This is a genomic window from Rhizobium mongolense subsp. loessense, from assembly GCF_900099775.1.
Lineage (GTDB): Bacteria > Pseudomonadota > Alphaproteobacteria > Rhizobiales > Rhizobiaceae > Rhizobium > Rhizobium loessense.
On the sequence record NZ_FMTM01000007.1, the window covers coordinates 86,749 to 111,077 of the forward strand.

The 24,329-nt window shown below is 60.1% G+C and carries 21 protein-coding genes, 1 other RNA gene and 1 pseudogene; 13 read left to right on the plus strand and 10 right to left on the minus strand.

Annotated features, from left to right (window positions below; translation table 11 throughout):
- Nucleotides 1-11 precede the first annotated feature (11 nt).
- The 5 genes from BLP23_RS21545 to BLP23_RS21565 all read right to left on the minus strand — a co-directional run bounded on the left by BLP23_RS21545 (nucleotide 12) and on the right by BLP23_RS21565 (nucleotide 3,405).
- The gene (locus BLP23_RS21545) at nucleotides 12-1,205 is read right to left on the minus strand and encodes an MFS transporter (RefSeq protein WP_092586855.1); all 1,194 of its coding nucleotides are present in this window, start codon (nucleotides 1,203-1,205) and stop codon (nucleotides 12-14) included.
- A 132-nt stretch (nucleotides 1,206-1,337) separates the two neighbouring features.
- Entirely contained in the window at nucleotides 1,338-2,261 is a 924-nt protein-coding gene (locus tag BLP23_RS21550; protein WP_092586856.1) for a LysR substrate-binding domain-containing protein, read from the minus strand.
- 257 nt (nucleotides 2,262-2,518) lie between these two features.
- Nucleotides 2,519-2,677: non-coding RNA, 6S RNA (ssrS, locus tag BLP23_RS21555), on the minus strand.
- 59 nt (nucleotides 2,678-2,736) lie between these two features.
- On the minus strand, nucleotides 2,737-3,114 hold the full coding sequence (locus tag BLP23_RS21560; RefSeq protein WP_092586857.1) for a cell division protein ZapA: 378 nt from the start codon (nucleotides 3,112-3,114) through the stop codon (nucleotides 2,737-2,739).
- A gap of 15 nt (nucleotides 3,115-3,129) precedes the next feature.
- Nucleotides 3,130-3,405 carry a DUF4164 domain-containing protein gene (locus BLP23_RS21565; protein ID WP_022715786.1) on the minus strand — a complete coding sequence of 92 codons (276 nt, stop codon included), beginning with the start codon at nucleotides 3,403-3,405 and terminating at the stop codon, nucleotides 3,130-3,132.
- A 339-nt stretch (nucleotides 3,406-3,744) separates the two neighbouring features.
- Here BLP23_RS21565 and tkt point away from each other — a divergent pair, with 339 nt between their 5' ends.
- From tkt to BLP23_RS21600, 7 genes and pseudogenes are all read left to right on the plus strand, one after another.
- On the plus strand, nucleotides 3,745-5,718 hold the full coding sequence (gene tkt / locus BLP23_RS21570; protein ID WP_092586858.1) for a transketolase: 1,974 nt from the start codon (nucleotides 3,745-3,747) through the stop codon (nucleotides 5,716-5,718).
- Nucleotides 5,719-5,780: 62 nt separating this feature from the next.
- Entirely contained in the window at nucleotides 5,781-6,791 is a 1,011-nt protein-coding gene (gene gap / locus BLP23_RS21575) for a type I glyceraldehyde-3-phosphate dehydrogenase (RefSeq protein ID WP_022715788.1), read from the plus strand.
- A gap of 127 nt (nucleotides 6,792-6,918) precedes the next feature.
- Nucleotides 6,919-7,502 (plus strand): annotated as a pseudogene (locus BLP23_RS34660) (N-acetyltransferase family protein).
- 215 nt (nucleotides 7,503-7,717) lie between these two features.
- Complete coding sequence (locus tag BLP23_RS21585) at nucleotides 7,718-9,580, plus strand: potassium/proton antiporter (protein WP_092587049.1); 1,863 nt, start codon at nucleotides 7,718-7,720, stop codon at nucleotides 9,578-9,580.
- A 71-nt stretch (nucleotides 9,581-9,651) separates the two neighbouring features.
- Complete coding sequence (locus tag BLP23_RS21590) at nucleotides 9,652-10,851, plus strand: phosphoglycerate kinase (protein WP_092586859.1); 1,200 nt, start codon at nucleotides 9,652-9,654, stop codon at nucleotides 10,849-10,851.
- 221 nt (nucleotides 10,852-11,072) lie between these two features.
- Nucleotides 11,073-12,098: a class I fructose-bisphosphate aldolase gene (locus tag BLP23_RS21595; RefSeq protein WP_092586860.1), complete on the plus strand. Its 1,026-nt coding sequence runs from the start codon at nucleotides 11,073-11,075 to the stop codon at nucleotides 12,096-12,098.
- 274 nt (nucleotides 12,099-12,372) lie between these two features.
- Entirely contained in the window at nucleotides 12,373-13,290 is a 918-nt protein-coding gene (locus BLP23_RS21600; protein ID WP_092587050.1) for a PhzF family phenazine biosynthesis protein, read from the plus strand.
- On the opposite strand, the gene BLP23_RS33760 is transcribed toward BLP23_RS21600, so the two are convergent.
- Complete coding sequence (locus BLP23_RS33760; protein ID WP_022715794.1) at nucleotides 13,287-13,451, minus strand: hypothetical protein; 165 nt, start codon at nucleotides 13,449-13,451, stop codon at nucleotides 13,287-13,289. The two genes, BLP23_RS21600 and BLP23_RS33760, sit on opposite strands and share 4 nt — an antisense overlap.
- 171 nt (nucleotides 13,452-13,622) lie before the next feature.
- On the opposite strand from BLP23_RS33760, the gene BLP23_RS21610 reads away from it, so the two are divergent.
- From BLP23_RS21610 to rcdA, 3 genes are all read left to right on the plus strand, one after another.
- A complete protein-coding gene (locus BLP23_RS21610; protein ID WP_074069622.1) occupies nucleotides 13,623-14,903 on the plus strand; it encodes an MFS transporter in 1,281 nt (426 codons plus the stop codon).
- Between the two features lie 21 nt (nucleotides 14,904-14,924).
- A complete protein-coding gene (locus BLP23_RS21615) occupies nucleotides 14,925-15,113 on the plus strand; it encodes a DUF1192 domain-containing protein (RefSeq protein ID WP_092586861.1) in 189 nt (62 codons plus the stop codon).
- A gap of 377 nt (nucleotides 15,114-15,490) precedes the next feature.
- Nucleotides 15,491-16,006: a protease adaptor protein RcdA gene (rcdA, locus tag BLP23_RS21620; RefSeq protein ID WP_092586862.1), complete on the plus strand. Its 516-nt coding sequence runs from the start codon at nucleotides 15,491-15,493 to the stop codon at nucleotides 16,004-16,006.
- Between the two features lie 536 nt (nucleotides 16,007-16,542).
- Here rcdA and rpmE read toward each other — a convergent pair.
- On the minus strand, nucleotides 16,543-16,764 hold the full coding sequence (gene rpmE, locus BLP23_RS21630; RefSeq protein WP_092586864.1) for a 50S ribosomal protein L31: 222 nt from the start codon (nucleotides 16,762-16,764) through the stop codon (nucleotides 16,543-16,545).
- Between the two features lie 192 nt (nucleotides 16,765-16,956).
- Between rpmE and BLP23_RS21635 the strand changes: the two genes are divergently transcribed.
- Nucleotides 16,957-18,759 carry an ABC transporter transmembrane domain-containing protein gene (locus tag BLP23_RS21635; protein WP_233426777.1) on the plus strand — a complete coding sequence of 601 codons (1,803 nt, stop codon included), beginning with the start codon at nucleotides 16,957-16,959 and terminating at the stop codon, nucleotides 18,757-18,759.
- A gap of 3 nt (nucleotides 18,760-18,762) precedes the next feature.
- Here BLP23_RS21635 and BLP23_RS21640 read toward each other — a convergent pair whose 3' ends face one another.
- Entirely contained in the window at nucleotides 18,763-19,980 is a 1,218-nt protein-coding gene (locus tag BLP23_RS21640) for an adenylate/guanylate cyclase domain-containing protein (protein ID WP_092587051.1), read from the minus strand.
- A 234-nt stretch (nucleotides 19,981-20,214) separates the two neighbouring features.
- On the opposite strand from BLP23_RS21640, the gene BLP23_RS21645 reads away from it, so the two are divergent.
- Both BLP23_RS21645 and BLP23_RS21650 read left to right on the plus strand, forming a co-directional pair.
- Entirely contained in the window at nucleotides 20,215-21,198 is a 984-nt protein-coding gene (locus tag BLP23_RS21645; protein ID WP_092586866.1) for a Bug family tripartite tricarboxylate transporter substrate binding protein, read from the plus strand.
- A gap of 66 nt (nucleotides 21,199-21,264) precedes the next feature.
- Nucleotides 21,265-21,453, plus strand: coding sequence for a YegP family protein (locus BLP23_RS21650; RefSeq protein ID WP_022715802.1), 189 nt, complete (start codon nucleotides 21,265-21,267; stop codon nucleotides 21,451-21,453).
- A gap of 30 nt (nucleotides 21,454-21,483) precedes the next feature.
- Here BLP23_RS21650 and BLP23_RS21655 read toward each other — a convergent pair whose 3' ends face one another.
- The gene (locus BLP23_RS21655; RefSeq protein ID WP_092586867.1) at nucleotides 21,484-23,121 is read right to left on the minus strand and encodes an FAD-binding dehydrogenase; all 1,638 of its coding nucleotides are present in this window, start codon (nucleotides 23,119-23,121) and stop codon (nucleotides 21,484-21,486) included.
- Between the two features lie 173 nt (nucleotides 23,122-23,294).
- Nucleotides 23,295-24,326, minus strand: a complete 1,032-nt coding sequence (locus BLP23_RS21660; RefSeq protein ID WP_092586868.1) for a peptidoglycan -binding protein — start codon at nucleotides 24,324-24,326, stop codon at nucleotides 23,295-23,297.
- Nucleotides 24,327-24,329 lie beyond the last annotated feature (3 nt).

A 24,329-nucleotide genomic window follows, 5' to 3' on the forward strand; every position in this document is an offset into this window, starting at 1 on the left:
CAAGGACCAGTTCAGGCAGCCTTGCGCAATGGCGCGGCAAGCGGGGCAGAGCGGCGGTCGAGCGCACCGCTTGTGAGGTTGAGGACAAGAGCCGCGGCAACGAGGATCGCGCCGACCCAAGGCGTGGCGGCGAGCCCGAGCGAGGATTCGACGACTAACCCGCCGATCCAGGCGCCCGCCGCGATTCCGAGGTTGAAGGCAGCAATGTTGAGTGCCGAAGCAACATCGACGGCGGCCGGACGGACCTGCCTTGCCAGTTGCACGACATAGAGCTGCAGGCCCGGCACGTTTGCAAAGGAGAGAAAGCCGAGCGCGGCCAGCGTCGGGATCGTCAGCCATGGCGAAACAGCCGTGAAGCTGAAGAGAACAAGCACGATCGCCTGGGCGATGAAGAGCCCGGTCAGCGCCCTCACCGGATCGCGATTGGCAATCCGCCCGCCGATGATGTTGCCGATGGCGATCGCGATACCGTAAAGCACGAGGATCAGGCTGACGGCAGACGCAGAAAAGCCGGTGATCTCCTGCAAGATCGACGCAAGAAAGGTGAAGGCAACGAAGGTCCCGCCATAACCGAGAGCGGTCGTGGCAAAGACGATCAGCAACCGGCCGCTGCCAAGCACGCGAACCTGATCCTTGATTCTCGCGGGCGGCGCTTTCGCGAGGTGGGAGGGAAGCAGGAGCGCGATACCGGCAAGGGCCACGACGCCGAGGCCTGCGACGGCGGCAAAGGTCGCCCGCCAGCCGAATGTCTGGCCGATGAAAGTGCCAAGCGGCACGCCGGTCACGATCGCGACAGTCAGTCCCATGAACATCATGGCAATGGCCGAGGCGCGGCGGTCCTCCGGCACGAGATCGGCGGCGATCGTCGAACCGACGGAGAAAAATACGCCGTGCGCAAAAGCCGAGAGCACGCGCGCAACCAAGAGCGGTGTGTAATCGGGGCTGAACGCCGCCATGGCATTGCCAATGACGAAGAGCGCCATGAGCCCGAGCAGCAGCGGCTTGCGCGCGATCCGGCCAGTCAGTGCTGTCAGGATGGGCGCGCCGAAAGTCACGCCAAGCGCATAGACGCTGACAATGAGACCTGCGAGCGGCAACGTGATGTGGAGATCATTGGCGACGGTCGGCAGCAGGCCGACGATGACAAATTCCGTGGTTCCGATCGCATAGGCGGCGATCGTCAAGGCAAAAAGAGCAAGTGGCATGACATGACCCGTGATGATGTGCCCAGAGTTCGGGCGCAGGTTGTTGTTCGGGTCCAGATATGGATGCGCGACACCGCATCGATAATCCGATGGAGCGGCCCAACACTTGTGAATTGAATTCAAGATAGGCGGCTAAGAATGCTCCGTCTCGCTGATAAGCCATTTCCGAAAAAGCGCCAACGACGACTTTTCCAGGGCGCCCGCGGGATAGAGCATCGCGTAGTTCAGGGCTGCAGGCTGGCGCTCGACGAAACAGCGCACAAGTCTTCCGGCGGCAATATGCTCGGCAACCAGCGAACTGCGCACCAGCGCAAAACCCTGTCCCCTGCTGCAAGCTTGCAGCATCTCCTCGAAGGAATCGAAAACCGGCGCTTCATCGACCGCTCTTGCGATGTCGAAGCCGGCAACCGGCTCGACGTTCGGATCGTCTCGGACCGTCACCTGTTCGTACCATCGCTGCCAGTCGAGCACAGTGTGCCGCATGCCGCGATAAAGTAACAACGGCGCGACGCGAATGGCACCACGGCTTGGAAGTCTGCTTGAGAGAGCCGGCCCGCAGACGACGAATTCCTCGTCGAGCAGAAGCGGCTCCGTCACAAGGTCCGGGCCGCCATGACCGAGCCAGATCGCCAAGTCGACACTTGAAAAATCCGGTCGCTGATAACCGACGGCGGTGCGGACTTCGATTTTCGGATAGCGGCGGCAGAACGCCTCGAGACGCGGAGCAAGCCATTGGCTTGAAAATTCCGGTGTCGTCGCGATCGTCAGCGACGGACTGGCGCTTGCCTCCCGGGCCTGATGCAAAGCGCTTTCAAGCGAAGCAAGCGCGCTTGCGATCTCGGGATGAAGCCTGAGACCAAGCGGTGAGGGCCGGGCGCCGTGCCGCCCGCGATCGAAGAGCCTTCCGCCCATCCAGCCTTCCAGCTGTGCGATCTGATGGCTGACGGCTGTCTGTGTCAGCCCGAGCCGCTCCGCGGCGCGCCCAAAGCCTCCTGTTTCCGCAATAGCGCAGAAGGCCTGCAGGGTCGAAAGCGGCGGCAACGGACGGTCTGCCATGAAAATCTCTCATGATAAGAACAATCGAGTTTCATTATACAGTGTTCAAAAGCAGGAATAAATTGACCGCATGGGAGATAGGCCATGAGGTTTTCGATAAAAATTCTGAATGCATTGCTATCGTTTAGCAGCCTCGCCGCTCCAGCGCAGCGGCCAAGATCCGCAGCCCCGCCGCAGCCGGCAACCGCACTGAACGCGCATATGCAGAGAGATATCGGAATAGACGAGGGGCGGAACCCCTGCCTTCGAAAAATGAAGTGCGATCCGCGGCAGCCGATGGAGATTTACGATCCTGGGCGCCTACAAACGTAGGTGGGCACCGTGTGTCCAGGCCCACGAGCCTGGTCAGGGACAGCTCCCTTTGGATCGAGTATGGCCCCAGGGATTGTGGTTCCTGTCGAGAGGCGCAGATCGCAGCACGATATATAAGGCCGTTCACAAAGCTGCGCCAGAGGGACATGCATGCTGCGCAAATTTAATTGAGTTCGGCAGGCGCCCGGCCGTTGAGCTTGTCGGTGATGCCGCGAATGCGGGTCGTTACCTCTCCGAGCACTTCGGCGAGGTTTTCCTCCGTCCGCGCGGTCGCAGCAAGAACGGTGTCTCGATTGCCGCGCAGCGTTTCGAGCTCGGTTTCCAGCTCAGCCACGCGGCGGCTCAACTCGGAAATTTCGTCCATCACCATGATCCCGGCCATGACGGTGATCCTCAGATCGCCGATTTCGCCGAACTGACCCTTGAGATGGCCGACATAGCGATCGAAGCGGTTGGCGAGGTCGGTCAGGTGGTCTTCCTGTCCTTCCTCGCAGGCCATTCGATAGGCCTTCCCGTCAATCGTTACCGTCACCTGTGCCATGTCACTGTCTTTCCATTAGCGGTCCAGAACCGCGCGGATCGTCTCCATCGCCGTTACCAGCCGCCGCGAAACCTCGCGGTTGACCTCTTCCAGCCGGTTGGCACGGAATTCTGCCTGGTCGAGTTCCTGCGCGAGTTTGGAGCGATCGGCGTGCACGCGGCGAACCTCGCCCTCGATGTCGCCCTGCTCGCGCTGGCGTTCAATTCGCATATCCACGGCGTTTTCCAAGCCGGAGATCGCCTGCTTCAGCTCGTTGAGCGCCGCTTCCATGGATTTGCCTGTGGGCGTCATGTTGCTGTCCGGTTCTCCCGCGCAAGACCTCTCGAATCGGCAGGCCTTGCCGGTCCAGTGATTTCAACAGGATATGCAGCTAGCCGAGGGCGCGTCAATAAAAGCCGTACCGGCGCATGGGCCCTATTCTGTGGATGACTGAAATACACGCACCTGAAGCAGCGAATTCGTCTTTTGCACAACTCAACGATCAAATGTCAAAAATCGTCGCACCCTGCCCGGATATGGCCCGCAATTTATTGACTTGGCCGTTCCAACTGCTATGTCTCACCCGCTTTCATCGATGGCCTTCAGCAGGCTCGAGGCCATCTCCCGACACCGGAACCCCGTGGAAAAGCCATGACCTCTCCCGAACAACATGACCGGATGGCAAATGCGATCCGTTTTCTCTCCATGGATGCCGTCGAAAAGGCAAATTCGGGCCATCCGGGCCTGCCGATGGGCATGGCGGATGTCGCCACCGTTCTCTTCACGAAATACCTGAACTTCGATCCCAAGCAGCCGCACTGGCCAAACCGCGACCGCTTCGTGCTGTCGGCCGGGCATGGCTCCATGCTGCTTTATTCGCTGCTTTATCTGACCGGCTATCCGGACATGTCGATCGAGGACATCAAGAATTTCCGCCAGCTCGGCTATAAGACGGCCGGCCATCCGGAATACGGCCATGCGACCGGTATCGAAACCACCACCGGCCCGCTCGGCCAGGGCATCGCGAATTCGGTCGGCATGGCGATCGCCGAGCGTAAGCTGCGCGAGGAGTTCGGCTCCGACCTGCTCGACCACTACACCTACGTGATCGCCGGCGACGGCTGCCTCATGGAAGGCGTCAGCCAGGAAGCCATCGCGCTCGCCGGCCACCTGAAGCTCAACAAGCTCATCGTCTTCTGGGACAACAATTCGATCACCATCGACGGCGCCGTATCGCTGTCGGATTCGACCGACCAGGTCGCGCGCTTTAAGGCAGTGCACTGGAACACGATCGAAGTCGATGGTCACGACCAGGCTGCCGTTTCCGCCGCTATCGAAGCGGCGCAGAAATCCGACCGTCCGACACTGATCGCCTGCAAGACGATCATCGGCTTCGGCGCGCCGAACAAGCAGGGCACCCACAAGGTGCACGGCAACCCGCTCGGAGCAGATGAAATCGCCGCTACCCGCGAGGCACTGAACTGGGACGCCGAAGCCTTCACCGTCCCGGCCGACATTCTGGAAGCCTGGCGCAAGGCGGGCACCCGTTCTGCCGAAACCATCACGGCCTGGCAGGGCCGCCTCGCTGCCTCCGACAAGAAGGCCGAGTTCACCCGCCGCTTTGCCGGCGAATTGCCGCCCGGCTTCGATGCAGCGATCAGCGAATACAAGAAGAAGCTTGCCGAAACCAAGCCGACGGTCGCGACCCGCAAGGCTTCGGAAGATGCGCTCGAAGTTATCAACGGCTTCCTGCCAGAAACGCTCGGCGGCTCCGCCGACCTGACGCCTTCGAACAACACCAAGACCAGCCAGATGAAGTCGATTACCCCGACCGACTTCTCCGGCCGCTACATGCATTACGGCATCCGCGAACACGGCATGGCTGCCGCCATGAACGGCATCTCGCTGCACGGCGGCCTGATCCCCTACGGCGGCGGATTCTTGATCTTCTCGGATTATTGCCGCCCGCCGATCCGCCTCGCCTCGCTGATGGGCATCCGCGTTATCCACGTGCTGACGCATGACTCGATCGGCCTCGGGGAAGATGGCCCGACGCACCAGCCGGTCGAACAGCTCGCCGCACTGCGCGCCGTTCCGAACCTGATGGTCTTCCGCCCTGCTGATGCCACGGAAACCGCCGAATGCTGGCAAGTCGCCATCACGACGCCAAACCGTCCGTCGGGCTTGGCGCTTACCCGCCAGAACCTCTCGGCGGTGCGCACCGAATACAGCGAGAAGAACCTCTCGGCTAAGGGCGCCTACACGCTCGCCGGCTCCGATGATGCCAAGGTCACGATCTTCGCATCGGGCTCGGAGGTCGAGATCGCCATCGCCGCTCGCACCACGCTGGAAGGCACGGGCATTTCCACCCGCGTCGTCTCCGTCCCCTGCACCGAACTCTTCTTCGAGCAGCCGGAAGCCTACCGCAATGCGGTCCTCGGCAAGTCGCCGGTCAAGATCGCCGTCGAAGCCGCCGTGCGCGAAGGCTGGGACGCCTTTATCGGCCCGGAAGGTACCTTTATCGGCATGAAGAGCTTCGGCGCGTCCGGCCCATACAAGGAACTCTACAAGCATTTCGGCATCACGGCGGAAGCCGTCGTCGCCGCAGCACAAGCCAAGCTCTAAAGGGGGAGCGTTCCGGCGCTCTCCACTCATCCGCAAGCCCCATATCTAGGGAGTGAATGCAAATGACTGTAAAGGTTGCCATCAATGGCTTTGGCCGCATCGGCCGCAATGTTCTCCGCGCGATCGTCGAATCTGGCCGCACTGACATCGAGGTGGTCGCGATCAACGACCTCGGGCCTGTCGAAACCAATGCCCACCTGCTGCGCTATGACTCGATCCACGGCCGCTTCCCCGCAGCCGTCAAGGTCGAAGGCGACACGATCATCGTCGCCAATGGCAAGCCGATCAAAGTGACGGCGATCAAGGACCCGGCAACGCTTCCGCACCGGGAACTCGGTGTCGACATCGCGATGGAATGCACCGGCATCTTCACTGCGCGCGACAAGGCCGCAGCCCACCTTACCGCCGGCGCCAAGCGCGTCCTCATCTCAGCGCCTGCCGACGGTGCTGACCTGACTGTCGTCTACGGCGTCAACCACGACCAGCTCACCAAGGAGCACATGGTCATCTCCAACGCATCCTGCACGACGAACTGCCTGGTTCCGGTCGTCAAGGTGCTGAACGACGCCGTCGGCATCGACCACGGCTTCATGACGACGATCCACTCCTACACGAACGACCAGCCGTCGCTCGACCAGATGCACAAGGATCTGTACCGCGCCCGCGCTGCCGCACTTTCGATGATTCCGACCTCGACCGGTGCGGCAAAAGCCGTCGGTCTCGTCCTGCCGGAACTGAAGGGTAAACTCGACGGCACGTCGATCCGCGTCCCGACCCCGAACGTCTCCGTCGTCGACTTCAAGTTCGTCGCCAAGAAGGCAACCACGGTTCAGGAAATCAACGAAGCCATCAAGGCTGCCGCCAACGGCAAGCTGAAGGGCGTTCTCGGCTACACCGAGGAGCCGCTGGTTTCCCGCGACTTCAACCACGACAGCCAATCCTCGATCTTCGCAATCGACCAGACCAAGGTCATGGAAGGCAATTTCGTGCGAATCCTCACGTGGTACGACAACGAGTGGGGCTTCTCCAACCGCATGGCCGACACGGCTGTTGCGTTTGCGAAGCTCATCTAGTTTTTGCGAAGCGGATTTTGGGAAGGCGGCCTGCGAAAGCGGGCCGCTTTTGTTTTGAGCACTGCCCGAGCTATGAAGTCCTTTGCGACAAAAACGGCACGCATCTGCCCATGCCGGCAAAACGAGGATGAAGATCGGGGTATATCTCGATATTCGAAAGGCAAGCGCAGACGATACGGAAGAACTCTGTGTGCTCCTCAACGAGATAATCGAAGCTCGCGGCACCACTGCTCTGGAGGAGCCCCTATCGGTAATGGAGTTGACCGACTGGTTCATCACCGGCAAGTCCGTACTGACATGCCATGTCGCACAGTCCGGGCCTGGCATTGCAGGATTTCAGTTCCTGAGCCTTTACGAAAACCTGCCGAAAGGGTGGGCTGACATCGGAACCTTTGCTCGGCTGAGCCCGAAGATACCGGCGCCGGTACCCAGCTCTTCGCCGCGACCTTGTCCGCCGCCGAAGAGCTGGGCCTCGCATTCATCAATGCAACCATCCGCGCCGACAACACTGGCGGGTTCGCCTACTACGAGAAGATGGGCTTCCGGACATATAAGACGACAGATAAGGTGCCGCTCCAGGATGGCACGCTCGTGGAAAGAATCCAGAAGTGCTTCGCGGTGAGCAAAATTTGGGCGGCGTCTAAGGAACCTTCCAAAACAAAAATTGCAGTCCTCTTCTCCTTGCCCTGCTCTTGCCTGATTTACCTATAAATTCTTCATAGAGAATCTCTCCCGCAGCACCCCCACCGGCCAGCCGTCCGGCGCGCCGTTCAGCAGCATGAAGCCGCAGGCAAGCGAGGTTAAGCCGCAAGGCCTACCCTTCCGACCTGTTTTGCCGTTTACTGATGCAGGCGGAATGACGCGTGGAGGACGTAAATAGCGGCATGCCGGGGCGGGTTTGCGGCGGTCAATGAAAGGGGTTGGACGTGGAAGCATTCTACATCGTCGTACTGGTATCGACGGCGCTTGTGCTTCTTGCGGCCTTCTCGAGCCTGCTCGCCTTCCGCTTCGGCGCTCCCCTGCTTCTGCTTTTCCTGGCAATCGGCCTGATTGCGGGTGTAGACGGGCTCGGCATCGAGTTCAGCAACAATTATCTCGCCTATATCCTTGGCTCGATCGCACTTGCCATCATTCTCTTCGATTCCGGTTTCGGCACGCCGATTCAGGCCTTCAAGCTCGCGGCTATACCTTCGCTGACGCTTGCCTCTGTGGGCGTGCTGATGACCGCCGGCCTCTTTGCCGTCGTCGCCATGTGGCTGTTGAATTTCACCTGGCTCGAAGGTCTGCTGCTCGGCTCGATCGTCGCCTCCACGGATGCGGCCGCCGTCTTCTTCCTGCTGCGCATTGGCGGCATCAACATCCGCGACAAGGTGCGCTCGACGCTCGAGGTGGAATCCGGCACGAATGATCCGATGGCGATCTTCCTCACCATCGCCCTCGTCGAACTGCTTGCCAGCGGCGAAGGCTATGCCGGCATCAATATCGGCATGCTCGCGGTGTTCATTCAGGAAATGGGCCTTGGCGTCATCCTCGGGCTGCTCGGCGGCATGATGATCGCGCAGGTCGTCGGCCGTCTGGACACTGACCGCGGCCTCACGCCGATCTTCGTGCTGGGCCTTGCCATGCTGGTGTTTTCCTTCGCAGGCGCCGTCGGCGGCAGCGGTTTCCTGGCCGTCTATGTCGCCGGCATCTATGCTGGAAACCGCAAGCTTCCAGCGCTGGGATCGATCAAACGCTTTCAAGACGGCATGACCTGGCTCGCGCAGATCATCATGTTCCTCGTGCTCGGCCTGCTCGCGACGCCCTCGCAGTTTCCGGCGATCATCCTCCCGGCGGTTGCACTGGCGCTGTTCCTGATCTTCGTTGCCCGTCCGCTCGCCATTTGGCTTTCGCTGCTGCCTTTCGACTATACCCAGCAGGAGATCGGCTTCGTCGCCTGGGTCGGGCTCCGCGGCGCAGTCTCGATCCTACTCGCCATCATGCCGATCCTCGGCGGGCTGCCGAACGGGCAGATCTATTTCAACACCGCCTTCATCATCGTGTTGGTCTCGCTGCTGATTCAGGGCTGGACGATCAAGCCGGTGGCCAAGAAGCTCGGCCTCATTATTCCCCCGCGCATGGGTGCCGTCGACAAGGTCGAGGTCGACCTGCCGGGTGCGGCAAACCACGAGCTACTTTCCTATCGCGTCATCAAGGACAGTCCGATCCTTCGCGGCGAGCGCATCCCGCGCTGGGCAACGCCCTCGCTCGTCATCCGCGATGGCAAGTCGATGCGTTATCAATATGCCGGGCGGCTGCGCGAGAACGATCTCGTATATCTATTCATCGTGCCGAGCCATTCGCGTCTGCTTGACCGGCTTTTCGCCAGTCGCGCGCCGGTGGACGCGGATGATGCCGAGTTCTTTGGCGCCTTCGCGCTCTCCCCTGCCCGCCCTGCAGCCGATCTCGATGCTGCCTACGGCCCGGGCCTGCTGAATGAATCCGAGAAGGGGCTGACGATCGCCGAACTGATGAAGCAGCGCCTTGGCGGCAAGGCGGACTATGCCGATCGCGTCCGTCTCGGGTCGATCATCCTGATCGTCCGCGACCTCGACGACCAGGCCCATATCACCTCGGTCGGCATGTCGCTCGAGGCTGTCGAGCCTGCCATCACGCTGCCGATCTTCATCAATCTGCATGACATCGTCCAGCGTATCCGCGACCGCCTCAAGGGTCGCAAAAACCCGGAAGCCGCAACGGCCAAGGGCGTGCCGGACCGAGAGGAAAACGCGCGTGAAAACCACGGTTGAACGCCTTGCGTCTTGAGGCATCCTTGCTATGGTCGGCCACCTTCCAAGGCAAATAACGAACGGATAGTCCCATGCCAGCTTTCAAGACTCTCGACGACCTCAGCGGCATCGCCGGAAAGCGTGTTCTCGTTCGCGTCGACCTCAACGTGCCCGTAAAAGACGGCAAGGTGACCGACACGACGCGCATTGAACGCGTTGCGCCGACGATCCTCGAACTGTCGAAGAAGGGGGCCAAGGTTGTTCTGCTTGCGCATTTCGGCCGCCCGAAAGAAGGCCCCTCACCCGACCTCTCGCTCTCGCTGATCGCGCCGGACGTTGCAAAGGTGCTCGGCAAGCCGGTTGCCACGGCATCGGACTCGATCGGCCAAGCCGCTGCTTCGGCCGTCGCCGGAATGAAGGATGGCGATATCCTGCTTCTCGAAAACACCCGCTTCCACAAAGGTGAGGAAAAGAACGACGCGGAGTTCACCAAGGCGCTCGCTGCCAATGGCGACATCTATGTGAATGACGCTTTCTCCGCCGCCCATCGCGCCCATGCTTCCACCGAGGGCCTTGCCCACCTGCTTCCTGCCTATGCCGGCCGCACGATGCAGCAGGAGCTCGAAGCGCTCGAAAAAGGCCTCGGCAGTCCGGTCCGCCCGGTCGTTGCCATCGTCGGCGGCGCTAAGGTTTCCACCAAGATCGATCTGCTCATGAACCTCGTGAAGAAGGTCGATGCCCTGGTGATCGGCGGCGGCATGGCCAATACCTTCCTCGCCGCCCGCGGCACCAATGTCGGCAAGTCGCTCTGCGAGCACGACCTTGGCGAAACCGCAAAACAGATCATGATCGAAGCCGCGACAGCCGGCTGCGCGATCATTCTGCCGGAAGACGGCGTTGTCGCGCGCGAGTTCAAGGCAGGTGCCGCCAACCAGACCGTCGACATCAACGCCATTCCCGAAGATGCCATGGTCCTCGACGTCGGTCCGAAGTCGGTCGAGGTCGTCAAGGCCTGGATCGAGCGCGCCCAGACGCTGGTCTGGAACGGGCCGCTCGGCGCCTTCGAAATCGAGCCTTTCGATAAGGCGACGGTCGCAGCGGCCAAATACGCTGCCGAACGCACCAAGGCTGGCAAGCTCACCTCCGTCGCAGGCGGCGGCGATACTGTTTCGGCACTGAACCATGCCGGTGCCGCTGATGACTTCAGCTATGTTTCGACCGCAGGCGGCGCCTTCCTCGAATGGATGGAAGGCAAGGTCTTGCCGGGCGTTGCCGTGCTCTCCGGCAAGTAACCGCCCGGATTTGGCAATTTTTACATGTGGATAGACCGCTGGAGCTTGCAGGCTTCGGCGGTCTTTTGCTCACACAGCGAAAAAACTCCCAAAGTTTCAAACGATTGAAACGATTTCAATCGTTTCAATGACTTAGCGCTCCATTCTCCTGCCTATAAACTTCTGTTATCGCCGACCTATATGCATGGTTGCCGATTTTCTTGTCGTGGAGAGAGTAAAAAATGAGCGAACGCCTGGAAGACATTGCAGCAAAGATGGTAGCGGGTGGCCGGGGGCTGCTTGCCGCCGATGAATCGACCAGTACGATTGGAAAGCGGTTCGATACGATCGGCTTGGAATCCACTGAAACGAGCCGCCGCGATTATCGCGAAATGCTCTTCCGCTCCGAAGAGGCAATGAAGAAGTATATCTCGGGCGTGATCCTTTATGAAGAGACGCTTTATCAGAAAGCGGCCGACGGCACGCCCTTCGTCGACATCATCAAGGCTGCAGACAGCATTTCCGGCATCAAGGTCGATATCGGCGCCAAGCCGATGGCGAAATATCCGGGCGAAACGATTACCGAAGGCCTCGACGGCCTCGCCGACCGCCTTGCCAAATATTATGAAGCCGGAGCCCGCTTCGCCAAGTGGCGCGGCGTGATCGCCATCTCCTCCTCGCTGCCCACTTGGGGTTCGATGAAAGCAAACGCTCATGCGCTCGCCCGCTACGCCGTGCTGTGCCAGCAAGCCGGTATCGTGCCGATCGTCGAGCCGGAATGCCTGATGGACGGCAAGCCGGGCGACCACAATATCGAGCGCTGCGCCGAAGTCACCGAATGGACGCTGCGTACCGTCTTCGAAGAACTTGCCGATGCACGCGTCAGCCTGGAAGGCATGATCCTGAAGCCAAACATGGTCATTGACGGCAAGAACGCCCGCAAGGCATCCGTCGCGGAAGTCGCCGAACGCACCGTCCAGGTGTTGAAGCGCACGGTTCCGTCCGCCGTTCCCGGAATTGCCTTCCTTTCCGGCGGTCAATCCACCGAAGAAGCGACAGCTCACCTCTCGGCGATCAATTCCGGATTCGAGCTGCCCTGGAAGGTCACCTTCTCCTATGGCCGCGCGCTGCAGGATACGGCACTGAAGGCGTGGGGCGGAAAACAGGAAAACGTCGCCGCCGGCCAGCGCGCCTTCAGCCACCGCGCCGAAATGAACAGCCTTGCAGCCAAGGGCAGCTGGAAACAGGAACTTGAAAACGCGGCGTAGCCGCCACTTAGCGCCATTGCGACGTGCCCTCCTGCCGTGAGCTTGTCACGGAGATCCAGCCGCGCCATGTCCATGCGCGAATGACTCACAACGAATGATGAAGAGAATCAGCCACGGCGCGGACGCGCCGTGGTTCAGTCCTGTGACAAGCACGTGAATGGAGGGCCGCGAAGCTCGCCAAGCTCAATTCTTGCATTGTCACGGCGACAAGATTGCGCTTTCGCGATCGAAGGACGTGACTCATTATTGCGGCTTCCAAAATATCGGAGCCGCAATGACTGTCCTTTCTTATACGACCGTCGACGTTTTCACTTCCACCCGTTTTGAAGGCAATCCGCTCGCCGTCGTCACCGGCGCCGAGCAGCTCAGCACCAAGACGATGCAGAAGATCGCAGCGGAATTCAAATATTCCGAAATCACCTTCGTCCTGCCGCCCAAGGATCCCGCCAACACAGCGAATGTCCGAATCTTCACGCCGACGATGGAGGTGCCGTTCGCAGGCCATCCGAATGTCGGCACAGCTTATGTTCTCGGCCAGCAGCAGGAGATCTTCGGCAGGCCGATCGGCGACACGCTGCGTTTCGAAGAAAAGGCCGGTTTGGTTGAAGTGGCGCTTCGGCGTACTGAAGGTCGAGTCACTGCTGCAACGATCCGTGCGCCTCGGCCTCTGGATATCGGGACTGCCGTCTGCGAAGAAACTGTTGCGCGCTGCATCGGCATCGACCGCAGCGCAATCGTCAAATCGACCCACCAACCGGTTTTCGTCTCCGTCGGCCTTACCTTTGCTGTTGCCGAACTCGACGGCCTGGCATCGCTTGGCGCCGCCCGAGCGAATCTCACGCATTTCCAAGAGGCTGCCGGCCCGAACGCTGAAAGCAATCACGATTTCTCGCTCTTCGTCTATGTCCGTTCTCCGGACGAGCCTTGGGCGATCCGCGCCCGCATGTTCGCGCCACTAGACAACGTCCCCGAAGATCCGGCGACAGGCAGCGCTTCCGCGGCACTCTGCGCCTATCTCGTCTCACTCGCGCCGGAGCAAACCATAAGCCGGCGTGTGACGATCGAGCAGGGTGTCGAGATGGGCCGGCGCAGCAGCATAGAAGTCGATGTCGTCAAGAAAGATGACGTCGTGACCGACGTCACGATTTCCGGCAGTTGCGTGCCGGTCATGCGCGGCGAGATCACCGCCTAGGCGATCAGGTCGCGGCCAAGGAGCGCAACCGCCCAAACGGCAAACGCAATCAGCGCAATCTTCCAGAAGTCCATTCGTTGGCGCAAACCGGGCAGCCCCAGCGGCTTGATGATCTGTATAACCATGGCAAGGACGAGCAACAGCGCCAGCAGCTTTGTCATGGCATTATTTTTCCAATATTTCAGAATGTCACAGGACGGACATTATTCCGCGCGAACACAGCACTTCTTCATGCCGTAACGGCATTCCGGGCCATAATCAACACCATTGGGACAGGACGGGCAGCGTCTTGTCTTATGACTTTTCAAATCGAACGTGCCGAGAATGTGGAAATGAGAAGAAATCTGCTGTCCGTCGCCGCGCTGCTTTTCGGAACGCTTTTCCTCTTCATGGGCAATGGCCTGCAGGGCATCCTGCTTCCCGTCCGCGGCAACCTCGAAGGTTATGCCACGACCACGCTCGGCCTGCTCGGCACGTCCTGGGCGGCAGGCTTTGTCGTCGGCTGCCTCGTCGCCCCCAAACTGGTGCGGCGCGTCGGCCATGTGCGCGCCTTCTCCGGCTTCATTTCGATCATCGCCATCATCGCCCTTGTGAGCGGCATCATCATCGATCCGATCTGGTGGATTGCGCTGCGCGCCGTCACGGGCTTCTCGACCGCCGGCACCTCGATGATTATCGAAAGCTGGCTGAACGAGCGCGCCACGAACGAAAGCCGCGGTGCAATCTTCTCGCTCTATATCGGCATCACCCTTCTCGGCGTCGTCGGCGGCCAGATGATGATCCCGCTCGAAGACGTGCGAACGCCGTTGCTCTTCATGGTCTGCGGCATCTTCTACTGCATCGCCATGCTGCCCACGACGCTCTCGACCGCAGCCTCGCCGCAGCCGCTGAAGGCGGTGAAGCTCGACCTGCCTGCGCTCTACCGCAATTCGCCCGTCTCCTGCCTCGGCATCTTGATGGTCGGCATCGCCAACGGTGCCTACGGCACGCTTGGAGCGGTTTTCGGGGCAGGTGCGGGACTTTCCGATGCCAGCATCGCAATCATGATGAGCGCCACCATTTTCGCCGGTGCGCTGATGCAGCTTCCAGCCGGCCGCCTTTCCGATCGTGTCGACCGCCGCTATGTTCTGGCAGTCATGTCGGCGATTGCGGCGGTCGCTGGCCTTCTGATCGTGGTGCTGCATCCCTCCTCGCCTGCGCTTCTGATCGGCCTTGTCATCCTTTACGGTGCAGTTGCCAACACGCTCTATCCGATCGCCGTAGCGCATGCGAACGACTTCGCCTCCGCCGAGGACTTCGTGAAGGTTTCCGGCGGGCTCCTGTTGCTCTATGGTATCGGGACGGTGATCGGACCAACGATCGGCGGCCCTGTGATGGCGATGACAAGCCCACACGCGCTCTTCCTCGTCACGGCGCTGTCGCATGTCTTCATCACCGCTTACGCAATCATCCGCAGCCGCATTCGCGCCGCAGTGCCGGCAAGCGAACGCGACACTTACACGACGATGCCGACCGGCACCTCGCAGATGCTGACGCCCGAGAGCATGTCGCTTGTCGAGCCCATGTCGAACAAGCCTCCCGAAAGCGACGATCCTGCTGTAAAATACGGCTGACAACCGGACGGAGGATTGCTCATGAGCTTCATTGACGATGACCTGCCTAAGAAGGCAGCTTACGAAATCGGGTCCGATCTCTCCATGCTTTCCGTGGACGAGCTTAAGGAGCGTATCGAACAGCTGAGGGCGGAGATTGCCCGCATAGAGGCTGAAGTCACGAGGAAAGCTTCGGGCCGCGCCGCAGCCGAAAGCCTTTTTCGCTCCTAGCGTTCGATCAAAGGCTACGGGCAAGCGAATAACCGCTGCCGCAAGTCTTAATACGAAACAATGTTAATAGAATATTAAGCTTTATGAGATATTACTGTTCTCATCCAGATTTCGTCTGGATCTCAGACAGTTTTCCATGCGGCGAATTGGTCTGATTTTTCTCCCTGTTTTACCTTGAGAGCCGCTTTTGCGGCTCTTCTTTTTGCGCCGGCGCCAATTTCCCACGAAACTGTGGAAGTTAACCTTTTCTTAAGAAACGCCTTGCGCATTTGGGCTAAAGATACCATCCTAAAGACATAAAGACAGACCTCTGAAACTTTTGTTTCAGGCTGGCGTTACCTGAACATATGTAGACGCGTGCAACAGGAACCATTTGAATGTCGGAACTCGGTTTGAACACCATCAGTTTTGCGGGCCGCGTTGCCACATCCTCGCAGTTCAAGACACTGTACGCGGAAGGCATGTCGCTGGTCGAGGAAACTGCCGCCTATCTGGATGGCAATGGCCGCGCCGCATCCAAGGTTCTGCCCCGCATGGCTTCGGTTCTCTACGCTGCCGAATCGATGCGCCTCACGACCCGCTTGATGCAGATGGCGTCCTGGCTGCTCCTGCAGCGTGCCGTCAATAACGGCGAGATGTCGCGAGACCAGGTTCTCGCTGAAAAGAACAAGGTCCGCCTTGACGGGTTCAACGTGGACCGCAATGCCCCGGGCTGGGGCGATCTGCCGGAAGCCTTCCGCGATCTCGTCGAACGTTCGCTGCGCCTCCAGAACCGCGTTGCCCTTCTCGACCGTGAAATCTATCGCCCGAATGAAGCGCCAATCGTTCCCGACAATCAGAACAGCGTCCAGGCACAACTGAGCCTGCTGCAAACGGCTTTCGGCAACAACTGAGAGCTTGCATAGGCTAAAGATGGAACCGGCTGCGTGATACGCGGCCGGTTTTTTGTTGGTACTCCCTGCAGCTTCATCCAGGAGGAAGGTGAGAAGGCGACTGCTGCTCTCGAGCGATGGGGTTTCTGATGCGGTGCCGACGAGCATCGCCTGCTCTTTGAAGTCAACGTGCCGAAGCGTTCACTGAAAAACCAATGAAGGAACTGGAAGAAGGCAAAGACAAGCGGTTCGAAATGCCGACGCCCTTTTCGGCGATCTTGGCCCCCTCTGTGCTGACGCCTGTGCAATCCGGAAAGTTCAAGCGTGACGTCAAGCGCATAAGAAAGCGCGGCAGGAATATCCGCAAGTTAAGAGTGCCTGCTTTTCATCATCAATGGATGCCGAGTACTCAGATCATCGGCTGCGGCGATTGGCAGCTCCTCCATCTCATCGAGGTTCGGGAACCTTTGCATGCCTCGGCACTCATTCAGACTTGCTCAAGCAATAAAAAAGCCCGGAAACCCGGGCTCTTTTCAAATTCCGTACCGCAAAAGCGATTAGAGGCCGAGGCCGCCGAAGCGCTTGTTGAACTTGGACACGCGGCCGCCGCGGTCCACGAGCTGCTGGTTGCCGCCGGTCCAGGCCGGGTGGGACTTGGAATCGATTTCGAGGTTCATGACGGCGCCTTCCGAACCCCAGGTCGAGCGGGTTTCGTATTCGGTGCCATCGGTCATCACCACCTTGATGACGTGGTAGTCGGGATGGATATCAGCCTTCATAACAATCTTCCTGCGATGCCAGGGTCCAATTTGACGCAAGTCATTGCGGCAAGAGAACCGATTGAATAAATGAAGCCGCAGTCGCTAAGGCTACGGCTTCCCATTCGGATGCGGTGCCTATACATGAAGGCCGCCCGGATAACAAGGGCCTACAAGCTGCTGATCAGCGGTATTGGGGCGATTGGAGATGATTTGGCAAACGCAGTGCAGACCGCGGAAAAGAAGTCGCGTTCCTTAAAGCCGCTCGCAAGGCTGGCGCCCTATGTGAAGCGTTACCGCGGCATCGTCGCAGGCGCGCTGGTTTCGCTTATCGTTGCCGCCGTGACATCGCTCACGCTTCCGCTTGCCGTGCGCCGCATGATCGATCATGGTTTCACGCAAGCTGACGGCACCTTCATCAACAGCTACTTTGCCATGTTGCTGGTCATCGCCGTCATACTCGCGGCCGCAAGCGCCTTTCGCTACTATTTCGTCATCACGCTCGGCGAACGCATCGTTTCGGATCTGCGCCGAGATGTCTTTGCGCATGTCACACGGCTTTCTCCCTCCTTCTTCGATGTCAACCAGTCTGGAGAAATTGTGTCACGCCTGACGGCCGACACCACGCAGATCAAATCGGCTGTCGGTGCCACCGCCTCGGTGGCGCTCCGCAATCTGATCCTCTGTCTCGGTGCCATGGGCATGATGATCGTGACCTCGCCGAAGCTTTCAAGTCTTGTGCTCGGCGCAATCCCCCTGATCGTCTTCCCGCTCGTCGGCTTCGGGCGGTCCGTGCGCAAGCGCTCCCGTGCCGCGCAGGATACGCTCGCCGAAGCTTCCGCTTTTGCCAATGAGACGATTGCTGCCACGCGCACCGTCCAGGCCTTCAACGGCGAGGATGCGGCCGCAAGCCGCTACGGCGCTGCCGTCGAATCCGCCTATGAGGCAGCCCGCTCCGCCATCCGCTCGCGCGCGCTTTTGACAGGCATTGCGATCACCTTGATCTTCGGCAGCGTCGTTGCTGTCCTTTGGGTTGGCGCGCACAACGTTCTGTCGGGAACGCTGTCTGCCGGTACGCTCGGGCAGTTCCTGCTCTATTCAGTCATCGCCGCCGGCTCTCTCGGCGCTTTGTCGGAAGTCTGGGGAGAACTCTCGCAAGCGGCAGGCGCCGCCGACCGGCTGACCGAACTGCTGGACGAAGTCTCGACGATCGCAGCTCCGGAAAAGCCCGAGACACTGCCCGTTCCCGCCCGAGGACGCGTCGAATTCTCGAACGTGCACTTCGCCTATCCGTCACGCCCCGGAAAATCGGCGCTGCATGGCCTAAGCTTCAATGTGACACCGGGCGAAACAGTCGCCATTGTCGGCCCATCAGGCGCCGGCAAGAGCACCGTCTTTTCTCTGTTGCTCCGCTTCTACGATCCGCAGCAGGGCAGCGTCGGGATCGATGGTATCGATGCGCGCGAAGTATCACCCGGCGATATGCGCGAACGCCTGGCGATCGTGCCGCAGGACGTCACCATCTTTGCCGCTTCAATCCACGACAACATCGCCTTCAGCCGCCCCGGCGCGACGCGCGAGGACGTACGCGCCGCAGCGATTGCCGCCCAGGCCGATGAATTCATCGCAAGATTGGACAAGGGCTACGACACCGAGGTCGGCGAGCGCGGTATTACCCTTTCTGGCGGCCAGCGCCAGCGTATCGCCATCGCCCGCGCGATCCTGAAGAACGCCCCGATCCTCCTGCTCGATGAAGCGACGTCAGCCCTTGACGCCGAGAGTGAAACACTGGTGCAGAAGGCGCTCGAAGGCCTCATGCACGGCCGCACGACGCTCGTCATCGCCCATCGCCTTGCGACCGTTTTGAAAGCCGACCGCATCCTCGTCATGGATCAGGGCCGCATCGTCGAGGAAGGCACGCATCAGAGCCTAATCCGCCACGGCGGCCTCTATGCCAAGCTGGCGAAGCTGCAGTTCGATGCAGGCGCAGAAGAGTTCCTGGCGACCGTCAAATAGACGTTACCCCTGAGGAAACGCGTAGACATCCACGGGCACATCCAAGCCGCGCAGCGGGTAAGATCCGAGGCTTTCCAGGTCGCTTTCGCACCCTGCCATTTCGACGAAGGCTTTCGACAGCAGCACAGGACGCTTAATTTCCTTGGTCAGGCTTTCCAGCCGCGATGCAATGTTGACGGCCGGGCCGATGACGGTGAAATCGAGGCGCTTGCGCGACCCGATATTGCCGTACATGACATCCCCCACATGCACGCCGACGCCATAGCGTAGCTCCACATGTCCCCTTTCCGCGTTGAAGAGATTGAGCTCGGTCATCGCCGCTTGCGCTTCCTTGATCGCCCGGAGAAGATTGATGCATGCATCCGGATTGGTCAGCGGAAATATGGCGAGCAAGCCGTCTCCCATGAATTTCAGGATTTCGCCGCCGTGCTTTTCGATTGGCTCCGACATGGCATCAAAATAGGCGTTGAGCAGTTCGATGACATCGTCGCGCGGCCATAAGTCGGAGATCGTCGTGAAGTCGCGCAAGTCACAGATGAGGATCGCGGCGCCGACCGTTGCGCCGCTGCCGCGGGTCGTGGCGCCTGCAAGAATCTGCTCGCTGGCATGCGGCCCGACATAGGTCTGCAGCAGCGTGCGGGCGAGAATGTTCTTGATCCGGATTTCGGTGACAAGCGTGAGCGCCGGCAAAAGATCCTTGAGGAAGGTCAGATGGTCTTCCTTAAAGCCGCCTGGCCTGTCGCTTGAGAAGGTAATTACGTGCCGTTTTCCGAGTGTGTGCTCCATCGGCCAGGCCACATAGTCCGTCAGCCCCTCACCCTGCAACTCGCCATAGAGCGGATAGGAAGCAACTTCCCCTTCGAGACTCTGCCGCACTTCCCTACCTCCGCTGAAGATCTCGTTCATCGGGCTGTTCAGGAATTGCGACGTTGTCTCGACGCCGTAACCGAAGGTGGTGATCTTTGCTTCCTGCAAGCCGGGACGCCAGAGGATCCGGGCGCCCAGCCATTGAGGATGCAGCGTCCGGAAATGCATCGTCGCGCGGGCGAGGGGAACGCCCGAAGCTCGCAGCCGCTCGCACATCTCCACTAAGATATTGTCGATGAACCGCTGGTTGCGCGTTTCATTGATCAGCCAGTCGAGGATCTTGTGCCGGCGCACCGGCCAAAGACCGTCCTCTTCGTTCTCAACTGCCGGGAATGGATTGGATACCGGCTGCATGTCAAACTCCACGATCGCGTCCCGCCAAGCGTACAAATTCGATTGCGTCTTTCGCATAGATGGTTATCGGAGGACGGATTGTAATATCAATAGTCGGATAGTTTATCTCAGCGACTAAAGTTGCAATTCCATGCGGCTGCTTTTGGTTGCTTTTATCCTCCTCCGCCCTACCCTCCTTTTGCCGATTTGATGCAATTGGGCGACATCATCGCTGAATTCCGGGAGGAGAATCGAATGACACTTTTCAATATGACCCGCCGCATGGCACTCGGCCTCGGCATGCTTGCAGCCTTGAGCGCCGGAGCCGCGCATGCCGAAGGGTTTCCGGAGCGGGCGGTTACGCTGGTCGTTCCCTTTGCCGCCGGCGGGTCGACCGATGTCGTGGCGCGCATCATCGCCGAGAAGATGTCGGAAGACCTTGGTCAGCAGGTGATCGTCCAGAACGTCGCCGGTGCGGGCGGCAATCTCGGTGCGGGCAACGTGGCTCGCGCAGAACCGGACGGCTATACCATCCTGATGGGAACCGTCGCGACGCACGCGCTGAACCCGCTGATCCTTAAATCCACGCCTTACGATCCGGAAAAGGATTTCGCGCCGGTTTCACTGCTCGTCATCGTGCCCAACGTGCTCGTCGTCAATCCGGAGCTGCCTGCAAAGAACGTACAGGAATTGATCGCGCTGCTGAAGGCCGAGCCGGACAAATGGAGCTATGCTTCCTCCGGCAACGGCACGCCGCTTCATCTTTCCGGCGAATTGTTCAACTCGATGGCCGGCGTCAAGATGCAGCACATCCCCTACAAAGGTGCAGGCCCGGCGCTGACCGATCTGCTGGGCAATCAGGTATCGATCATGTTCGATAACCTGCCGTCGTCGTCCAGCCACATCAAATCCGGCAAGCTGCGGGCGCTGGCGGTCACTACGGCGAAACGTGCTCCATCCTTCCCGGATATTCCGACCATCGCTGAGTCCGGCGTTCCTGGTTACGAGACCTATACCTGGAACGCGCTCTTCGCGCCGGCAAATACACCCGCGGATGTTGTGGCAAAGCTCAACGCGTCCGCCAACAAGGCTTTGAAGGACCCGGCCGTTGCCGAGCGCATGAAAGACTTCAGCGCCACGATCGTCGGCTCCACGCCGGAGGAACTTGGCGCACATGTGAAGTCCGAACTGGCCAAGTGGGGACCCATCGTAAAGGGTGCGAATATCCAGATGGAATAGACTCAACTTTTGCACTAGATTGCCTCCCGTTACCGAGGCAACTTCCTGATAATTGGGAGATAATCGATGTATAAGTTTGAAGTGTACAAGGATAAGGCTGGCGAATTTCGTTTCCGTTTCAAGGCTTCGAACGGCGAATCCATGTTCAGCTCGGAGGGCTACAAGGCCAAGGCGTCTGCGCTGAGCGCCATTGAATCCATCAAGAAGAATGCGCCCGACGCAACGGTCGACGACCAGACCAAGGCAACGGCTTAACCAGACTGGCGGCGCTCGAAAGGCGCCGCCTCATACGGCTCTTCCCGCCACCCGGCCCGAAAAAATGCAACCGCCGAGAAAGGTTCCTTCGAGCGCTTTGTAGCCGTGCATGCCGCCTCCGCCGAAACCGGCGACCTCACCGGCGGCATAGAGACCCGGCACCGCATCTCCATTCATACTGATCACCCGCGCCGAAAGATCCGTCTGCAGACCGCCCAGCGACTTTCGCGTCAGGACATGCAGCCGCACGGCGATCAACGGCCCTGCCTTGGTATCCAGCAGCCGGTGCGGCTTTGCCGTCCGCAACAGCTTGTCGCCAATATAATTTCGGGTTCCGCGAATGGCAGTTACCTGTGCATCCTTGGAATAGGCATTGTCGATTTCCCGGTCGCGCGCTTCGATCTGCCCACGCACATGCGCAGTGTCGATCCGGTTTTCTCCAGTCAGCGCATTCATGCTTTCGACCAGTTCTTCGAGCGTCTTGCGGACGATGAAATCTTCGCCCTTCTCCATGAAGGCTTGCACCGGCCCGGGCGGGTTCTTGCCGAGCCGTTTCAAAAGCAACGGGATATCCTTACCGGTGATGTCGGGGTTCTGCTCCGAACCCGAAAGCGCGAACTCTTTCTTGATGATCGCCTTGGTGAGAATGAACCAGCTATAATCATGCCCGCTGGTGCGGATCGCCTTCAAGGTGGCAAGCGTGTCAAAGCCCGGCATCGCCGGCGGGGCGAAACGGTTTCCGTCGGCATCGCACCAGAAGGACGACGGACCGGGAAGGATGCGGATGCCGTGGTTCGCCCAGATCGGATCCCAGTTCCTCAGGCCTTCCGTATAGTGCCACATGCGGTCGCTGTTGATGATGCTCGCGCCGGCACGCTTGCCGATTGCCAACATCCGGCCGTCGACATGGGCGGGAACGCCCGCAACCATCGACGCAGGCGGAGGACCAAGACGCTCCGCCGGCCAGTTCCGGCGCACGAGATCGTGGTCGCCGCCGATGCCGCCGGAGGCGACGATGACGGCGCCCGCGCGGAATTCGAATGTTCCGGCAGCCATGCGAACCGTTGCCTTGCCACGCGGCGCGGCATCGGGCTCGAGGATTGTCCCCTGCACGCCGCAGACGGCGCCATTTTCGACTATGAGCTCGTCCACACAGTGGCGGAAGGCAAATGTGATGCGGCCTCTCGCCTCTGCCTCCCGAACGCGCCGGATAAATGGTGTAAGCACGGCGGGCCCCGTGCCCCAGGTCAGATGGAAGCGCGGCACGGAATTGCCGTGACCATGCGCCATGCCACCGCCGCGCTCCGCCCAACCGACGACAGGAAACCAGCGCATGCCCTGTTGATGCAGAAAGGAGCGTTTCTCGCCCGCCGCAAAATCGAGATAGGCATCCGCCCAAAGCCGCGGCCAGTAATCCTCGAGCCGGTCGAAGCCAGCCGAACCCGCCCAATCCTGCCTGGCAAGCTCGAGGCTGTCGCGAATGCCCAGGCGGCGCTGCTCGGGACTATCGACGAAAAAAAGGCCGCCCAGCGACCAGAAGGCCTGCCCGCCGAGGCTCTGTTCGCCCTCCTGATCGAGAATGCAGACCTTGCGCCCCCGATCTGCGGCTTCCGCCGCGGCAACAAGCCCGGCAAGACCTGCACCAACGACCAGCACGTCATATTCCATCCCGAACGCCTCCCCGCATCCATCGGAATGAAATTACGCATACGTAAACGTCAATGCAACCGCAGGATTTCCCATCGCGAATTTTTCATTTGATGATTTTGAATGGGTGGCCGAGCCCTTGGTGGGGCCCCCCGCCCCTTGCGGCTGGAAAGGGCAGGCCTGTCCTGCAGCGACTATTTCTCGGTCAGCTTGAGCTCGATGCGGCGGTTGGTGGCGCGGGCTTCTGGAGTATCGCCGGGCGCGATCGGCTGGAATTCGCCAAAACCTGCCGCAACGAGGCGGTCGGAAGGCACGCCCTGCGAAATCAGGTATTTGACGACGGAGATGGCACGCGCCGAGGAAAGCTCCCAGTTGTCGCGAAAGCGGCCGGCCCCGGAAAGCGCCACATTGTCGGTATGGCCGTCGACCCGGAGCACCCAGTTGATTTCCGGCGGTATTTCCCTGGAAAGATCAAGCAGCGCAGTGGCCAGTTTCGTCATCTCCGTCGTGCCTTCAGGATTGAGATCGGAACTGCCGGAAGAAAACAGAACCTCTGACTGGAAGACGAAACGGTCGCCGACGATGCGGATGTTTTCGCGGTCGGACAGGATCTCGCGCAGGCGGCCGAAGAAGTCGGAGCGGTAGCGATTGAGTTCCTGAACCCGCTGTGCCAGCGCGACATTCAGCCGCCGGCCCAGATCGGCGATCTTCGCCTGCGAACTCTGGTCCTTCTGCTCCGATGCCTGAAGCGCCGCCTCGACGGCTGCAATCTGGCTGCGCAGGGCCGCAATCTGCTGGTTGAGAATTTCGACCTGGCTGAGCGCCCGGTCGCTTAACTGCTTCTGTTCGTCGAGTTCCTTTGTCAGGCCGCCGATGCGCTGTTGCGCCGCATCCTTTCCGCCGGAACCGGCATCGAGCAATGCCTGCAGCCGCGAGCGATCACCTTCAGCGGTCGCGAGAGATGCCTGCAGATTGGCAACGGAATCCTCGAGATCCTGCTTGCTGCCCTTCTCTAGCGCGAGCAACTGCGTAAGTTCGTTGATCTGGCTGTTGAGGCGGGTCAGTACTTCGTCGCGACCGGAAATCTCGCGGCTGAGAATGAACTGGCCTACGACGAAGACCGTCAGCAGGAACATGATGGCGATCAACAGCGTCGACAGTGCGTCGACGAAACCCGGCCAGTAGTTCATTTCGCCGTGGCGGCGGCGATTTCGGGCGAGCGCCATGGC

What these genes read in the sequence shown, in the direction of transcription:
- BLP23_RS21615 (WP_092586861.1), top strand. Translation starts at nt 14,925, where the DNA reads ATGAGCTTCATTGACGATGACCTGCCTAAGAAGGCAGCTTACGAAATC.
- BLP23_RS21560 (WP_092586857.1), bottom strand. Translation starts at nt 3,114, where the DNA reads ATGGCACAGGTGACGGTAACGATTGACGGGAAGGCCTATCGAATGGCC.
- tkt (WP_092586858.1), top strand. Translation starts at nt 3,745, where the DNA reads ATGACCTCTCCCGAACAACATGACCGGATGGCAAATGCGATCCGTTTT.
- rpmE (WP_092586864.1), bottom strand. Translation starts at nt 16,764, where the DNA reads ATGAAGGCTGATATCCATCCCGACTACCACGTCATCAAGGTGGTGATG.
- BLP23_RS21565 (WP_022715786.1), bottom strand. Translation starts at nt 3,405, where the DNA reads ATGACGCCCACAGGCAAATCCATGGAAGCGGCGCTCAACGAGCTGAAG.
- BLP23_RS21650 (WP_022715802.1), top strand. Translation starts at nt 21,265, where the DNA reads ATGTATAAGTTTGAAGTGTACAAGGATAAGGCTGGCGAATTTCGTTTC.
- BLP23_RS21660 (WP_092586868.1), bottom strand. Translation starts at nt 24,326, where the DNA reads ATGGCGCTCGCCCGAAATCGCCGCCGCCACGGCGAAATGAACTACTGG.
- BLP23_RS33760 (WP_022715794.1), bottom strand. Translation starts at nt 13,451, where the DNA reads ATGACAAAGCTGCTGGCGCTGTTGCTCGTCCTTGCCATGGTTATACAG.
- BLP23_RS21590 (WP_092586859.1), top strand. Translation starts at nt 9,652, where the DNA reads ATGCCAGCTTTCAAGACTCTCGACGACCTCAGCGGCATCGCCGGAAAG.
- BLP23_RS21595 (WP_092586860.1), top strand. Translation starts at nt 11,073, where the DNA reads ATGAGCGAACGCCTGGAAGACATTGCAGCAAAGATGGTAGCGGGTGGC.
- BLP23_RS21640 (WP_092587051.1), bottom strand. Translation starts at nt 19,980, where the DNA reads ATGCAGCCGGTATCCAATCCATTCCCGGCAGTTGAGAACGAAGAGGAC.
- BLP23_RS21600 (WP_092587050.1), top strand. Translation starts at nt 12,373, where the DNA reads ATGACTGTCCTTTCTTATACGACCGTCGACGTTTTCACTTCCACCCGT.
- BLP23_RS21645 (WP_092586866.1), top strand. Translation starts at nt 20,215, where the DNA reads ATGACACTTTTCAATATGACCCGCCGCATGGCACTCGGCCTCGGCATG.
- BLP23_RS21550 (WP_092586856.1), bottom strand. Translation starts at nt 2,261, where the DNA reads ATGGCAGACCGTCCGTTGCCGCCGCTTTCGACCCTGCAGGCCTTCTGC.
- BLP23_RS21545 (WP_092586855.1), bottom strand. Translation starts at nt 1,205, where the DNA reads ATGCCACTTGCTCTTTTTGCCTTGACGATCGCCGCCTATGCGATCGGA.
- BLP23_RS21655 (WP_092586867.1), bottom strand. Translation starts at nt 23,121, where the DNA reads ATGGAATATGACGTGCTGGTCGTTGGTGCAGGTCTTGCCGGGCTTGTT.
- gap (WP_022715788.1), top strand. Translation starts at nt 5,781, where the DNA reads ATGACTGTAAAGGTTGCCATCAATGGCTTTGGCCGCATCGGCCGCAAT.
- rcdA (WP_092586862.1), top strand. Translation starts at nt 15,491, where the DNA reads ATGTCGGAACTCGGTTTGAACACCATCAGTTTTGCGGGCCGCGTTGCC.
- BLP23_RS21610 (WP_074069622.1), top strand. Translation starts at nt 13,623, where the DNA reads ATGAGAAGAAATCTGCTGTCCGTCGCCGCGCTGCTTTTCGGAACGCTT.